Consider the following 14318-nt stretch of genomic DNA (forward strand, 5'->3'; position numbering starts at 1 on the left):
GCTACGTGATCAACTCGATCGCCTCCCGGACGTCGTCGCCGTCGGGGAGGACCTCCTGCTCGAGCGGGGGGCTGAACGGCATGTGGGTGTCCGGTGTGCCGATCCGCTGGATCGGCGCGTCGAGGCTGAAGAACGCCTCCTCCTGGACGCGGCTGACGATCTCGGCGTGGACGCCGTAGGAGAGGGGACTCTCGTCGGCGACCACCAGCCGGCCGGTCTTCCGGACGCTGTCGGCGATGGTCTCCGTGTCCAGCGGGTACAGCGAGCGGACGTCGATGACTTCGACGCTGACGTCGTCGGACAGGCTGTCGGCGGTCTGCAGGCTCTCGCCGACGAGCCGCTGGGTCGCCACGACGGTGACGTCCTCGCCCTCGCGTTCGACCGCGGCCTCGCCGAGGGGTACGGTGAACTCCTCGTCGGTGGGGACCTCGCCCTGCTGCTCGTAGATCATCTTGTTCTCGAAGACGAACACGGGATCGTTCGACCGGACGGCGGCTTTCGTCAGTCCCTTCGCCGCAGCGGCCGTCCCCGGCGCGACCGCTTTTAGGCCGGGGAAGTGAGCGATCCAGGCGTGGACCGTCCCGGAGTGCTGACTCGCGGCGCCCATGCCGCCGCCCTCGGTCGTCCGGACGGTGACGGGCATCCCCGTCTTCCCGCCGAACATGTAGCGCATCTTCGCCATCTGGTTCATGATCTGCTCCATCGAGACGCCCATGAAGTCCGAGAACATGAGCTCGGCGACGGGTCGAGTGCCGGTCGCGGCGGCACCCGTCGCGGCGCCGATGAAACCGGCCTCGCTGATCGGCGTGTCGCGGACGCGTTCGTCGCCGAACTCCTCCCAGAGGCCGCCGGTCACCTCGAGGACGCCGCCGAACTTCCCGACGTCCTCGCCCATGAGGTAGACGTCCTCGTCGCGCTGCAGTTCCTCGCGTAAGGCCATCCTGATCGCCTCGCGGACGGTCATCGTCTCGGTCTCCTCGGCGCGCTCGATCTCGGCCTGGGCCGTCATCGGCGATCACCTCCGAGCGAGCCGCCGTCCGCGCGGGCCTGACTGGCGAACCGTTCGATCTCGGGTGGCATCTCGGCGAACATGTCCTCGTAGGCTTCGCTCGGGTCCGGGAGCGGAGCGTCCTGAGCGTACTCGATCGCCTCCTCGATCTCCGCCTCGATCTCGGACCGCATCTCCTCGAGTTCCTCCTCGGTCAGCTCACCGCGGTCGATCAACAGGTCCGAGAACCGATCGATCGGGTCCTGTTCCTTCCACTTCTCGATCTCGTCCTCGTCACGGTAGGGCTGCTCGTCGCCCTCGTAATGGCCGCGGTAGCGGTAGGTCTCGGCCTCGACGATCGTCGGTCCGTCGCCGGATCGAGCGCGCTTGCGCGCCTCCTCGACGGCCTCGGCGACGGCGGTGACGTCCATCCCGTCGACGGTGACGCCGGGGATGTCGTAGGCGCCGGCGGTGTCGCTCAGGTCGTCGACGTTGTGCTGCTCCTCGACGGGCGTCCCCTCACCGTAGCGGTTGTTCTCGACGACGAAGACCGCCGGCAGGTCCCAGGTCGCCGCGAGGTTGATCGCCTCGTGTACCTGTCCCTGCGCGACGGCGCCGTCGCCGAGGAAGCCGACGGCCACCTGCTCGCGGTCGTCGTAATCGATCGACAGCGCGGCGCCGGTCGCCAGCGGCGGACCCGCACCGACGATGCCGTTCGCGCCGAGCATCCCGGCGTCGACGTCGGCGATGTGCATCGAACCGCCCTTCCCGTTGCAGTAGCCGTCCTGCTTGCCGAACAGTTCGGCCATCATCAGCTGCGGGTCCAACCCCTTCGCGATGCAGTGCCCGTGGCCCCGGTGCGTGCTCGCGATGTAGTCGTCGGGCTCGAGCGCGGCGCACGCGCCGACGCCGACTGCCTCTTCCCCGATGTACAGGTGGACGAAGCCGGGAATCTCTCCGTCGGCGAAGTAGTCGCCGGCCGTCGAATCGAACTCGCGGATCGTCAGCATTCGACGGAGCGCCTCCCGTCGCCCCTCCTCCGTTTCTAGTGTGTAGTCGGCCATGCGACACACGGTACCATGGATCAATGTATAACGCTAACGGTGACCAAAATCGATGCCCGTAGGCGGTCGTTTATTAGTTCGAACGGAGAGGATCGAACGACATGCGCGTACCAGCACACCGAAGACGGGACCTCGACCGCTCGCGGTCCGTCGATCACGACGCGGAATCGGAACTGCGGTCGCCGACGCCAGCATCGACGCCGACGTCGATCGAGGTGATCCGCGAATGATGCCCGAGCGAACCGTCACCGCCCGGAACCCGGAGGGGATGGGCGGGACCATCGAGGCCGGCTCGTTCGAGTGGCGGTTCGACGAACCCGAGTCGGCCGGCGGCTCGGAGACGGGGCCGACGCCGGTCGACGTCTTCCTCGGCGCGCTGGCCTCCTGTCTCTCCCTGAGCGTTCGCTTCCAGGCGAACAAGCGCGACACGCCGGTCGAGACCATCGAGGTCACGACCGAGGCCGAACCCGAACACGGCTCCGTCGACCGCCTCGAGGCGACGATCCGACTCGAGACCGACGCCGACGACGAGACGGTCGATCGCCTCGTCGACTTCGGCGAGCGGGGCTGTCACGTCTCGCAGCTCGTCGGGGACGAGACGCCGATGGACGTCGCGTGGGAACGGCTGTAGCCGTCGGCGGTCGCCCGGCGGGAACGTCGCGACTGCGCGACCGCGCTACTCGGGATAGGTCGCGTCCGCTTCCGGCATCGACTCCACGTTCGCCGCGGTCTCGAAGATCGCGCCGTTGAGTTCGTCTGCGGTGTCGAAGTACCAGAACTCGGTGCCGCCGTAGTCACCGCTCTGGAGCACGGACAGCCCCGCGGTCTCGAACTCCTCGACGACCGCGTGAGGATCGTCGAACGCGAAACAGGCGACGTGGTGGAGGCCTTCGCCGTGTTCCTCCAGATGCTCCGTGTAAATGCTCGGTCCCTCGAGCGGTTCGATCAGTTCGATCATCGTCCCGCCGAGTTGCGCGAGCGCGAGGCGCATCGAGTACTCGTGGGGTTCGCCGCGGTAGATCCGATCGGTCAGCGCGGGCGGTTCGAACCGGTGGATCTCCCACGGGCCGATGCCGAGGAGCCCCTCGAACCGGTCCATACCGTCCTCGAGGTCCTCCACCACGAACGCGACCTGTGAGAGTTCCGGTATCTCGATGTCAAGTTGTGTGATGTTGTCAACACCCATACACAGGCGTCGACGCGGAACGAGTTACCGTTTGGTACTGATGTACACGCTTGAGAAAACGACCGATCGGCGCCTCGATCGGCTACCCGGTCACTCGTTGTTCGGGTTACTCGGGTGGTAGTCGGTATCGTACTCGCCGGGCCGGTCGTCGACGCGGTCGGGGTTGAGCCGGCCCGACAGCAGCATGAAGTCAACGAGCGTCAGCGCGAGCATCGCCTCGACGACCGGGACGCCCCGCGGCGGGAGGACGGGGTCGTGGCGGCCGATAACCTTCTCCTCCTTGATCTCGCCCGTCTCCCAGTCGGCGGTCTGCTGGGACTTGGGGATCGACGTGGGCGCGTGCAGCGTGACCTCGCCGTAGATCGGTTCGCCGCTCGAGATGCCGCCCTGGATGCCGCCGTGGTCGTTCTCGACGGGCGTCGGATTCCCCTCGGAATCGAACTCCCAGTCGTCGTTGCGCTCCTTGCCGGTCCACTCGCGGGCCTCGCGGCCGAGGCCGAACTCGAAGCCCGTCGTCGCCGGCACCGCCATCATGGCCTGGCCGAGCCGCGCGGACAGCGAATCGAACCGCGGCGCGCCGAGGCCGACGGGGACGCCCTGGGCCTCGAAGTAGATGCTGCCGCCGATGGAGTCGCCTTCCTCCTGGTACTCCTCGATCAGCTCCTGCATCTCCGCGGCGGTCTCGGGGTGGGCACACCGAACGTCGTTCTCTTCGGAGTGTTCCTTGATCTCCTCGAAGCTCACCTCGGGGGCCTCGACGTCGCCGATCTGGTTGACGTGAGCCTTGAGTTCGATGCCCTCGCGCGCGAGGAGCTTCTTCGCGATGGCGCCCGCGGCGACCCAGTTGACGGTCTCGCGGGCCGACGAGCGGCCGCCGCCGCCCCAGTTGCGAGTGCCGAACTTCGCCGAGTAGGTGAAGTCGCCGTGGGACGGACGGGGCGCCGTGATGAACGGCTCGTACTTGCCCGAGCGAGCGTCCTTGTTCTGGATGACCAGTCCAATCGGCGTCCCGGTCGTGTACCCGTCCTGAATCCCCGACTTGATCGAGACGTCGTCGGGTTCGCCGCGGCTGGTCGTGATCATCGACTGGCCCGGCTTTCGCCGGTCGAGGTCCTCCTGAATGTCCTCCTCCGAGAGCTCGAGGCCGGCGGGACAGCCCGAGATGGTACAGCCCATCGCCTCCCCGTGGCTCTCGCCGAACGTGGTCACCTGGAAGAGGCGACCGAAGCGGTTGCCGTTCATTACGGCTTCCTGGGAGACGGGGCCACTTAGCGGTGCAGGATCTCCGACGGCCGGTCGCCGCCGAATCGATTCCGTTCCGAGCGACTCGACCGAACGCGGCGCTCGAGGCGAGCGTCCGTCCCAGCGCTGCGACGAAATGACCGACGGACGGACTCTCCCGAAATCCTGAATTCAGCCGCCTCAACCCACCCAAAATGTCTTTTCGCCGCGTGATGTAAGTACCATCACACTATGAACCGCCGTTCGCTGCTCGCCGGCGTCGCCGCCTCGGGCACCGCGATCGCGGGCTGCGCCTCGATCGAGGCGACGGTTTTTCAGGAGTCGACGACCCCGGAGGTCCCGTCGGATCCCGACGACCCGATCGCTCGCGCGACGATCGGTTCCCCGACGGACGACGACTCGCCCCACCGCGTCCGTCTGTGGAACCGAACCGACGAACAGCGGTCGATCGGACTGGACCTCGAGGCCGAGTCGGCCACTTTCGAGGGGGACTACGACCTCGAACCCGACGCGCACGTGGTCATCTTTCTCCACGACCAGGCCGAGTACGCCGTGACCGTGACCGTCGACGGCGACGAGGTCGAATCGACGACCCTCGAGGAAGAGTCGTTCGACGGGCCCTGTCCGGCGACGGAGCTGTTCGTCCTCGAGGACGGCGAGTTCGAGTCGACGTTCGAACCCGAGTCCGACCACTGCTAGCCTCGAGGACTCGCGGTCGTCCGCCGTCGGAGGCGCGTCTCGATGGCCTTATCCTCGTCTCTCCGAAACCGGCGGACGGAATTCATGCGCTGGCAGTATCGGTCGACAGTGCTCGTCCTCTGCCTGCTCGCGTTCTTCGTCACCTACTTCGCCCGGATGGCGATCAGTCCGGTCATTCCGTTCATCGTCGACGACTTCGCCGTGTCCAACACGCAGATCGGCTTCGCCCTGTCGGGGATGTGGCTCGCCTACGGCCTCTCGCAGTTCCCCAGCGGCGTCCTCAGCGACCGCTACGGGGAGAAGCGGGTCATCCTCGTCGCCGTCGGCGGGACGTCGATCGCGAGCCTCCTGCTCGCCCTCGCGCCGGCGTTTCCCGCGTTCGTCGTCCTCGCCGTTCTGCTCGGAGCCGTCGCCGGCCTCCACTACGCCGTCGCGACGACCCTGCTCTCGCGGACGTACGACGAACTCGGGCGCGCGGTGGGAATCCACTCCGTCGGCGGCCCGCTCGCCGGGCTGGTCGCGCCCGTGGCGGCGGCGTGGGTCGGCGAACGGTTCGGTTGGCGGCCGGCGCTCGCGCTCGCCCTCGGCGTCGGCCTCCCGGTCTTCGCGCTGTTCGCGTGGCGGATCCGCCCGACCGAGCCGCGACGGCCGGAACAACCAATGCGCGACCGGTTCGAACTCGACGCGCTGGTCGACCTGCTCTCGCGGCCGGCGATCGTCTTCACGCTCGCGGTCGCCATGCTCGGCACGTTCATCGTCCAGGGGCTGCTCACGTTCCTCCCGACGTTCTTCGTCGCCCACCACGGCTACTCGGCGACGCTCGCCGGGACGGCCTTCTCCGGGTTCTTCGTCGTGCGAACCGTCGGCCAGTTCTTCCTCGGCGACCTCTCCGATCGGATCGGGCGCGACCTCGCCATCGGCGGGTCGATGTTCGCGGGAGCGATCGGCCTCTTCGGGTTGGTGGTCGGGCAGACGCGCGCGACGCTGGCCGCCGCCGTGGTGCTGGTCGGCGCGGGCTCGAGTTTCTTCGCGGCGCTGGATCCGCGATTCCTCGACCAGTTCGAGACCGCCGAGCGCGGCGCCGGGTTCGGGCTCGTCCGGACGGTCTACACCGTCGTCGGCGCCGCCGGATCGGTCGGCGTCGGCCTGTTCGCCGACCTGTTCGGGTGGGCGACGGCGTTTCTCATTCTCGCCGCCCTGTTCTCGGTCACGTTCCTCGCGCTCGCCGCGAACCGGACGTTCGGTCTCGGCTACTGATCGCACGAGGACGCAGGGTCGCGGACACGCGATCGGTCTCGGACTCTCGAGACGGCCGTCTCACTCGTCCGGCTCGCGCCGTTGTTGGAGCGGTATAACTTACGGATAACTATGCTAACACGTATACATATTATTATATATGCATAGCGGTCCTTCTAGGGAGTAGGAAGTTTTCTTCCGCTACCATGACTGCATCCACCATCGCTCCAGACGCTCGCAACACGTTCGAAAGCACCGTCGGCGGCTACACGGTCGGCGGCCGCGCACACAGCCTGTCGGCCTGGTTCGTCCTCTCGCTCCGGCTCATGATGGGCTGGGCGTTCGCCTACTCCGGCTTCACGAAGATTGTCGCGGCCGAACCGTTCAGCGCCGGCGGCTACCTGACCAACGTCGCGGCGGCCAACGGTAACCCGCTCGCGGACGTCTTCGCCTGGATGGGCTCGACGCCGTGGTTCGTCGAGTTCGCGAACGTCGCCGTCCCGTGGGGCGAACTCCTCATCGGCCTCGGACTGCTCGTCGGCGCGCTCGTCCGCCTCGCGGCGTTCTTCGGCGCGCTCATGATGCTCATGTTCTACTTCGGAAACTGGGACGTCGCCCACGGCGTCATCAACGGCGACTTCGCGTACATGCTCGTCTTCCTCGCGGTCGCCGCGTTCGGCGCCGGCCGAATCCTCGGCCTCGACGCCCGGATCGAGAACTACGACCTCGGTGGGGAGACGTTGCTCGAGCGCTACCCGCGCCTCGAGTACATCCTCGGCTAAGCGGTCTCCACTCTGACTGTCGTCTATTCTCTCTCGTACGAAAACTGCCCTCTCCCTTCTCCGGCGGCTCTTCCACTTGAGTAATTATTAAGTCATAACGGTATTTCTGCTGATACGATATGAAATTGACGCACCTGCAGAGGGGTGACAGAGAAACATGGATGTGATCGTGATCATTATGGCAATGTTTTTCTCCTGTATCGTACTCGTCGCACTGATCGAAGCTTGGGGAAACAAGGGCTCAGGCGGGGAGTACCAGTGTCGGAACTGTGGCGAACGGTTCGATAGCGCCGAGTATTGTCCGGGCTGTGGGATCAAGCTCAGATACTGAAACCTGAATCCAATCCAGCGGTTAGACTGCGATTCTTTAACGAATGAGTGGCTACCAGGAGAAATAGCGCCGCTACGTCAGGGCAGTTCGAACTCGATCGCCGCGCCCTGCCCGAAGCCGACGCACTCCGTCGCGATGCCACGGTCGACGCCCTCGCGGTTCATCTCGTGGATCAGGGTCACGGGCAGGCGCGCTCCGGAACAGCCCAGCGGATGGCCGATGGCGATCGCACCGCCGTTGACGTTCAGTCGGTCCATCGGAATCCCCAACTCTCGCGCGGAGTAGAGCGTCTGACTGGCGAAGGCCTCGTTGATTTCGACCAGCCCGTAGTCGTCGATCTCGCGCCCGGCGCGCTCGAGCAGCCCCTCCGTCGCGGGGACGGGGCCGACCCCCATGATCGTCGGGTCGACGCCCGCGACGTAGCTGGTGCCGACCTCGGCGAGGATCTCGAGGCCCCGTTCCTCGGCGAGTTCGCGGCTGGTCAGCATGACGCCGGCGGCGCCGTCGGCGATCTGCGAGGCGTTGCCCGGCGTGACGGTGCCGTCGTCCGTGAAGACGGTCGGCAGTTCGGCGAGCTTTTCAGCCGTCGTGCCGGGCCGGAGCCCCTCGTCCTCGTCGTGGACGCCGTCCCCCGTCTCGATGGGGACGATCTCGTCGTCGAAGCGGCCCGACTCGGTGGCCTCGACGGCTCGCTGCTGGCTGCGGGCGCCGTACTCGTCTTGCTCCTCGCGGCTGATGTCGAACTCCTCGGCGACCTTCTCGGCGGTCATCCCCATCCGGAGGTTCTCCATCCCGTAGGCCTCGTCGAGTTCGGGGTACAGCTCGCCGCTCTCGGCGGCGCCCATCTTCACGCGGCTCATGCTCTCGACGCCGCCGGCGACGACCGCGTCGTGGCGGCCCGCGGCGATCGAGTCCGCGGCGCTGATGATCGCCTGCGCCGAGGAAGCGCACTGCCGGTCGACGGTGGTCGCCGGGACCTCCTCGCCCAGATCCGAGAACAGCGCGATCTGGCGGGCGATGTTCGTTCGCTGTTCCTCGCGCTGCTGGGCGCAGCCCCACATCAGGTCGTCGACGTCCTCGCCCGAGAGCCCGGTCTCCGCGAGCATCTCGTCGACCAGCGGAATCGAGAGATCCTCGCTGCGGACGTCCGCGAGCGCGCCGTCCTCTTTGCCCTGTGCGGTCCTTACAGCGCTAACGATCACCGGTGTGGTGTCTGACATTGTATAGCACAATCCTCCGTAATTGTAAATAGTTAACTTCTCCGGAAAGCGACGGCCGATCCGCCCGGCCGCTGGAGCGGTGCCACCGAACGTCGAGATTCACGGCCCTCGAGCCGCGCCACCCGAAAGCGACGCTCGCCGCCGGAGCGACCGGTGTTGCGGGCTGTCTGAGCGACGACCCCTCCGACGAAACCGACGACGATCAGTCGACGAACTCGAGCGCCGATCCCGGCGAGTACCTCGCCGTCTCGTGGCGAGGACCGGAGCGAGCGCACCACATCCTACTCGAGCGCTTCGAGATTCCCGAGCAAGAGCCGTCGCTACTGCCCGTCGTCGCGCTCCAGGGCGACGCCTAACCCCTCGAGCACGTCGAAGAAGCCGGGGAACGAGACGTCGACGTGGTCGGCGCCCTCGACGGTCGTCTCGCCGTCGGCGACCAGGCCGGCGAGCGCCAGCGCCATGATGATCCGGTGATCGTCGCGCCCGGAAACGGTAGCACCCTCGAGCCGGGAGTCGCCGCCGTGGACCGTCAGCGAGTCGCGCTCCTCGGTGGTTTCGACGCCCATCTCGCCCAGTTCCTCGGCCATCGCGCTCACGCGGTCGGTCTCCTTGTAGCGGACGTGCTCGGCGTTCGTAATGCGCGTGTCGCCGTCGGCGACGGCGCCCAGCGTCGCGATCGTCGGCAGCAGATCGGGCGTGTCCTCGACGTCGACCTCGACTCCCGACAGCGGCGCGCTCGAGACCTCGATGACGCCTTCCTCGCGGTCCCAGTCGACGTCGGCACCCATGCGTTCGACGATCTCGACGATGGCGGTGTCGCCCTGCGCGCTCGGGTTGGCGCCCTCGATGCGGACGCCGTCGCCCTCGTCGCCGGCGATCGCCCCCGCCGCGAGGGGGTAGGAGATCGACGAGAAGTCGCCGGGGACTGCGTATTCGCCGCCTGCAGGGCTGTACGTCTGGCCGCCGTCGACCGCGAAGCCGTCGTCGGTGTGGCGGGCGTCGACGCCGAAGTCCGCGAGCACCTCGAGCGTGATGTCGACGTAGGGCGCGGACTTGAGTTCGGTCTCGAGGTCGATCTCGATCCCCTCGTCGGTGACGGCGCCGGCCATCAGCAGGGCGGTGATGTACTGCGAGGAGACGTCGCCCGGGATCGAGACCGAACCGCCCGAGAGCGGTCCGGTGACGACCAGCGGCGCCAGCCCGTTGCCCCGCGTGCTGTACGCCTCGGCGCCGAGCGCGGAGAGCGCCTCGAGCAGCGGTCCCTGGGGTCGCGAGCGCAGCGATTCGTCGCCGGTCAGGACGGTCGTCCCGTCGGCCAGCGCCGCCGCGGCCGTGACGAGCCGCGTCGTCGTCCCGCTGTTCGCGCAGTCGATGACGTCCGCCGGAACGTCGGGCCGGCCGTCGAAGCCGTCGATCTCGAGGGTCGCGTTCCCGTCTCGGGTGACGTCGCCGCCGAAGAGGTCCACCGCCCGCGCGGTCGCCTGCGTGTCCGCGCTCCAGAGCGCGTCCCGGACCGTCGCCTCGTCGGCGTAACCCGCGGCGAGGATCGCTCGGTGCGTGTAGCTCTTCGAGGGCGGAGCCCGTGCCGTCCCCTCGACGCTCGAGGGCGTGATAGTGACGTTCATGGTCGCCCTGTGGAGTGGCCCCGCCTTACCGATACCGATCCGTGCAGTCGCCGCGGACGGTGTGGCGGTCGCCCCGTCCGGCGGGTAGCGAGTTTCGCTCGGCGGAAGCGGTCCGCCGACTCGAGATTTAAGTCGCCCCTTCCGAAACTATGCGGGCGCATGGTTCAGGGAGGACCGGTCGTCCAGGTCGCGATCGTCGTCGGAACCGTACTCGGACTGTGGCTCGGTGCCCGGACGCTCGTCGACGCGGTCGTCCGGTTGGCACGCCGGTTCGGCGTCCCCGAACTCACGATCGGACTGACGATCGTCGCGATGGGGACGTCGACGCCGGAACTGGTCGTGTCGGCCGACGCCGCGCTCGCGGGCAACGGCGAGATCGCCGTCGGCAACGTCGTCGGATCGAACGTGTACAATCTCGCGGTCGTCCTCGGCGCCGCGTCGCTCCTCCGGGTCGTCCCCGTCGAGCGCTCGCTCGTCCACCGGGACGGGATCGCGGCGCTCCTCGCGACGCTGGTCGCGTTCGGCGCGCTGTTCGATCGGACCGTGACGCGAGGCGAGGGCCTCCTCCTCGGGGCGCTGTTCGTCGGCTACACGCTCTACGTCCTGCGGGACGAACGAACGGACGCGTCGATCGACACCGAGTACCCCGGGGCTCGAGTCTCGACGGCGGACGCGCCCGCCGACTCGTTCCGCGCTCGCGACGCGCTCGCGCTCGCGGGCGGACTGGCCCTCGTCCTCCTCAGCGGTCACTTCATGGTCGAAGCCGCGTCGTCGATCGCGCGGACGGCGGGCGTCTCGGAGTGGGTCATCGGCGGGACGGTCGTCGCGGCGGGGACGTCGACGCCGGAGCTCGCGGTCTCGTTCGTCGCGATGCGCCGCGGTCACATCGGCATGTCGGTCGGCAACGCGCTCGGCAGCAACATCTTCAACGTGCTCGGTATTCTCGGGCTCGCGTCGCTGCTCGGGCCGCTCGCCGTCGGCGACGCCGCGATAGAGACCCTCTGGTGGCTCACGGCGATCACGGCGGCGACGGTCGGCGCGCTCTGGTCGGGCCGTCGACTGTCCCGTCCCGAGGGCGCGCTCCTCGTCGTCTCCGAACTCGTCCGCTGGACGCTCGGCCTGTTGCGGATCTTCGGCTGAGCGCGAGCGCCTACGGACAGCCGATCGAGGCTGCGATCTCTCGGATCGGCTCGCCGTCGACCAGACTCGAGACCTCGTAGCTCAGGTCGTCGCAGTCCCAGAAGATGCTCTGTATCCGGCCGTCCCGGTAGTAGGCCGTCCGGCCGTCGATCTCGATCTCCTCGAGGACGTCCGGATCGAACCGGCCCCGCTCGCGGACGACGACGTAGAGTTCGCGCGCGACGACGTTCGGATCGTTGTACCACAGCGTCGTCGTCACCCCGCCGTACTTCTCGGCCCGCTCGACGACGGTGATGCGATCGAGGAGGTAGGCGTCGGGGATCGCCGCCTCCGGCAGCTCGTAGGGGACGGCCCCCTCGGCCTCGTCGATCGAGTCGAAGATCCCCTCCGGTTCCGTTCCGTCCGTGACGACCGTCGCGTCCGCCGGCGGCTGGTAGGTGAACGTCTCCGACTCGACGCCCTCGTCGATCGCGAGGTCCTCGTAGGTGACGGTCAGCCGGTAGCGGATCTCGTCGCCGTCGCGGACCTCGTTGCGCTCCCTGACCGGATACCGGTACTCGTCGTCGATACAGATCGTCCGGGTGACCGCGAGGTCCTCGAGATCGTCGGTCGACAGCGGAATGGCGTAGGTCGTATCCCCGACGACGAGATTGAGCCGCCGCCCGGTCTCCTCGATCGGCGGCCGCGTCTCGACGACGTGGGCCTCCCGGCCGTCGACGGTCGTCGTCCCCTCGTAGCCGAGCCGGTAGTTCTCGAGCAGGCTCTCGAGGACCCGCAGCGTCCGGTCGGCGTCGACCTTGGTGCCGTGAAACTGGATATCGACGAGCTCCTCCTCGGGGTTGTATTCCCACGTCATCTCGCGGTTGGTGACGGTGACCGATCCGACCGGCGCGTCCGGATCGGTCGACTCGAGGACCTCGAGGCGCTGCTTGGCCGGCGGTTTGCGGACGACGCGTTCCGTTCGTTCGACGGCGTCGGACGGCGTCTCGACCGACAGCGTTCGGCGCGCCCTGAGATCGTTCAGGTGGCGACGCGTCTCGATCGCGTCGCGGAGCAGCGCCTCGCTCGAGGGCCCGTCGTCGGCGGACGGATAGCTCACGCAGCCGGCGAGCGAGACGCCGGCGCCGGCACCGACCGCCAGAAACCGTCGACGCTTCATGCACGGAAGACTGTCGTCGAAATTTGTAAGTTTGTGGGTCGGCCGGTGCTGCCCTCGAGTCCACGGCCGAACGAGCAACGCGAAGGGGGTGCGGACTCGCCGGGATTATGTGGACGCCCGTTCCACACCCGCTATGGAACTCGACGTCGACCTCGCCCCGTTGCGCGAGCACCTCGAGACCGACGGGCTGGACGGCTACCTGATCGACGACGACGCCTCGGACGCCGACCAGCGGTACGTCTCAGGCTTCACGGCGCCTGATCCCTACCAGACGCTGGTCGCCGACGACGGCACCCACCTGCTCGTCTCGGGACTCGAGTACGGCCGCGCGACGGCGGACTCGAGCGCCGACTCCGTATCGCGGCTGTCGACCTACGACTACCAGGAGCTGGTCGGCGAGCACGGCGCCTACGAGGCCAAGAACCGCGCGATCGCGGCGTTTCTCGAGGACCACGGCGTCGAATCGATCGCCGTCCCGCAGAACTTCCCGACGGGGACCGCGGACGGCCTCCGCGAGCGGGGACTCTCGGTGACGGTCGAGCCCGAGGGGATCGTCGAGACCATCCGCGCGACGAAGACCGACTGGGAAATCGAACAGATTCGCTCGAGCCAGCGGGCCAACGAGGCCGCGATGGCCCGCGCCGAAGAGCTGATCGCGACCGCCGATATCGAGGACGGCCGTCTGGTGCGGGACGGCGAGCCGCTGACCAGCGAGCGCGTCACGGAGGCGATCGAGATCACGCTGTTGGGCCACGGCTGCGCGCTCGACGAGACGATCGTCGCCTGCGGCGCCGACGCGGCCGACCCGCACGACCGCGGCAGCGGTCCGCTCGCGGCCGACGAACTGATCGTGATCGACATCTTCCCGCGGGACAAGGAGACCGGCTACTTCGCCGACATGACCCGCACCTTCGCTCGCGGCGATCCGGGCGAGGAAGCCCGCCGGCGGTACGAGGTCACGCGAGAGGCCTACGAGGCCGCCCTCGAGGCCGTCGAAGCGGGTGTGACGGGGGCCGAGGTCCACGGCGCGGCCTGCGACGTCATCGAGGACGCCGGCTACGACACCCTCCGGAGCGATCCGGACACCGAGACGGGCTTCATCCACAGCACCGGCCACGGCGTCGGGCTGGACATCCACGAACAGCCCAGCGTCTCGCCCGCCGGCGGCGACCTCGAGCCCGGCCACGTGATATCGATCGAGCCCGGTATCTACGACCCCGCCGTGGGTGGGGTCCGCATCGAGGATCTGATCGTCGTCACCGAGGACGGCTACGAGAACCTGACCGACTATCGGGTGGGACTCGAGCCCAGAGCCGAGTAACCGGCCTCTCGATCCGGAATTCGGTGCGGCTCGGATTCGTTCTCCTTCGGTAGCGCGCACCGGGACGTAGTGAGCGATATCGAGGTCGAACGAAGTGACGACCTCAGGGAAGCGAACTGCGTCCCGACACTGCGCGAGGGATGAGCGAGTGAGCAAAGCGAACGAGCGAATCGGCTGGGGAGGGCGTGGCAATTCCGCGCCGCCACGGTACGCAGGACGCTTCGTACTCGGCCACACTACTATCGTGGCAACGGGGATTTCCACATCCTCCCCAGCCGATTCGCTCACTCACTCTGTTCGATCGCTCATCCCTCGCGCGGCTTCG

The 14318-nt window shown here is 67.8% G+C and carries 14 protein-coding genes; 7 read left to right on the forward strand and 7 right to left on the reverse strand.

Going from position 1 to position 14318, the window contains the following annotated elements; all coding sequences use genetic code 11:
* Position 1: 1 nt before the first annotated feature.
* Together HTZ84_RS09130 and HTZ84_RS09135 are read right to left on the reverse strand one after the other, a co-directional pair.
* Positions 2 to 1009, reverse strand: coding sequence for an alpha-ketoacid dehydrogenase subunit beta (locus HTZ84_RS09130; protein WP_174680378.1), 1008 nt, complete (start codon positions 1007 to 1009; stop codon positions 2 to 4).
* On the reverse strand, positions 1006 to 2052 hold the full coding sequence (locus HTZ84_RS09135) for a thiamine pyrophosphate-dependent dehydrogenase E1 component subunit alpha (RefSeq protein ID WP_174680379.1): 1047 nt from the start codon (positions 2050 to 2052) through the stop codon (positions 1006 to 1008). Before HTZ84_RS09135 ends, HTZ84_RS09130 begins: the two co-directional genes overlap by 4 nt.
* 101 nt (positions 2053 to 2153) lie before the next feature.
* Between HTZ84_RS09135 and HTZ84_RS23025 the strand changes: the two genes are divergently transcribed.
* Together HTZ84_RS23025 and HTZ84_RS09140 are read left to right on the forward strand one after the other, a co-directional pair.
* Positions 2154 to 2282 (forward strand): hypothetical protein, encoded by a 129-nt coding sequence (locus HTZ84_RS23025; protein WP_256402415.1) that lies wholly within the window; start codon positions 2154 to 2156, stop codon positions 2280 to 2282.
* The gene (locus HTZ84_RS09140; protein WP_174680380.1) at positions 2279 to 2683 is read left to right on the forward strand and encodes an OsmC family protein; all 405 of its coding nucleotides are present in this window, start codon (positions 2279 to 2281) and stop codon (positions 2681 to 2683) included. Before HTZ84_RS23025 ends, HTZ84_RS09140 begins: the two co-directional genes overlap by 4 nt.
* Positions 2684 to 2728: 45 nt before the next feature.
* Here HTZ84_RS09140 and HTZ84_RS09145 read toward each other — a convergent pair whose 3' ends face one another.
* Together HTZ84_RS09145 and aroC are read right to left on the reverse strand one after the other, a co-directional pair.
* Positions 2729 to 3238 carry a VOC family protein gene (locus HTZ84_RS09145; protein ID WP_174680381.1) on the reverse strand — a complete coding sequence of 170 codons (510 nt, stop codon included), beginning with the start codon at positions 3236 to 3238 and terminating at the stop codon, positions 2729 to 2731.
* Between the two features lie 90 nt (positions 3239 to 3328).
* On the reverse strand, positions 3329 to 4480 hold the full coding sequence (gene aroC, locus HTZ84_RS09150) for a chorismate synthase (protein WP_174680382.1): 1152 nt from the start codon (positions 4478 to 4480) through the stop codon (positions 3329 to 3331).
* 231 nt (positions 4481 to 4711) lie between these two features.
* On the opposite strand from aroC, the gene HTZ84_RS09155 reads away from it, so the two are divergent.
* The 3 genes from HTZ84_RS09155 to HTZ84_RS09165 all read left to right on the forward strand — a co-directional run bounded on the left by HTZ84_RS09155 (position 4712) and on the right by HTZ84_RS09165 (position 7197).
* Positions 4712 to 5179 (forward strand): hypothetical protein, encoded by a 468-nt coding sequence (locus tag HTZ84_RS09155; RefSeq protein ID WP_174680383.1) that lies wholly within the window; start codon positions 4712 to 4714, stop codon positions 5177 to 5179.
* A gap of 84 nt (positions 5180 to 5263) precedes the next feature.
* Entirely contained in the window at positions 5264 to 6436 is a 1173-nt protein-coding gene (locus tag HTZ84_RS09160) for an MFS transporter (protein ID WP_174680384.1), read from the forward strand.
* A gap of 185 nt (positions 6437 to 6621) precedes the next feature.
* The gene (locus tag HTZ84_RS09165; protein WP_174680385.1) at positions 6622 to 7197 is read left to right on the forward strand and encodes a DoxX family membrane protein; all 576 of its coding nucleotides are present in this window, start codon (positions 6622 to 6624) and stop codon (positions 7195 to 7197) included.
* A 408-nt stretch (positions 7198 to 7605) separates the two neighbouring features.
* Here HTZ84_RS09165 and HTZ84_RS09170 read toward each other — a convergent pair whose 3' ends face one another.
* Both HTZ84_RS09170 and aroA read right to left on the reverse strand, forming a co-directional pair.
* Entirely contained in the window at positions 7606 to 8748 is a 1143-nt protein-coding gene (locus tag HTZ84_RS09170) for a thiolase family protein (protein ID WP_174680386.1), read from the reverse strand.
* Positions 8749 to 9068: 320 nt separating this feature from the next.
* Positions 9069 to 10373: a 3-phosphoshikimate 1-carboxyvinyltransferase gene (gene aroA / locus HTZ84_RS09175; RefSeq protein WP_174680387.1), complete on the reverse strand. Its 1305-nt coding sequence runs from the start codon at positions 10371 to 10373 to the stop codon at positions 9069 to 9071.
* A 159-nt stretch (positions 10374 to 10532) separates the two neighbouring features.
* Between aroA and HTZ84_RS09180 the strand changes: the two genes are divergently transcribed.
* A complete protein-coding gene (locus HTZ84_RS09180) occupies positions 10533 to 11513 on the forward strand; it encodes a calcium/sodium antiporter (protein ID WP_174680388.1) in 981 nt (326 codons plus the stop codon).
* Between the two features lie 10 nt (positions 11514 to 11523).
* Here HTZ84_RS09180 and HTZ84_RS09185 read toward each other — a convergent pair whose 3' ends face one another.
* Positions 11524 to 12672: a LolA family protein gene (locus tag HTZ84_RS09185; protein WP_174680389.1), complete on the reverse strand. Its 1149-nt coding sequence runs from the start codon at positions 12670 to 12672 to the stop codon at positions 11524 to 11526.
* A 133-nt stretch (positions 12673 to 12805) separates the two neighbouring features.
* Between HTZ84_RS09185 and HTZ84_RS09190 the strand changes: the two genes are divergently transcribed.
* Positions 12806 to 13993: a M24 family metallopeptidase gene (locus HTZ84_RS09190; protein WP_174680390.1), complete on the forward strand. Its 1188-nt coding sequence runs from the start codon at positions 12806 to 12808 to the stop codon at positions 13991 to 13993.
* The last annotated feature ends 325 nt before the right edge of the window (positions 13994 to 14318 follow it).

The organism is Haloterrigena gelatinilytica (assembly GCF_013342145.1).
In the GTDB taxonomy this organism is placed as follows: domain Archaea; phylum Halobacteriota; class Halobacteria; order Halobacteriales; family Natrialbaceae; genus Haloterrigena; species Haloterrigena gelatinilytica.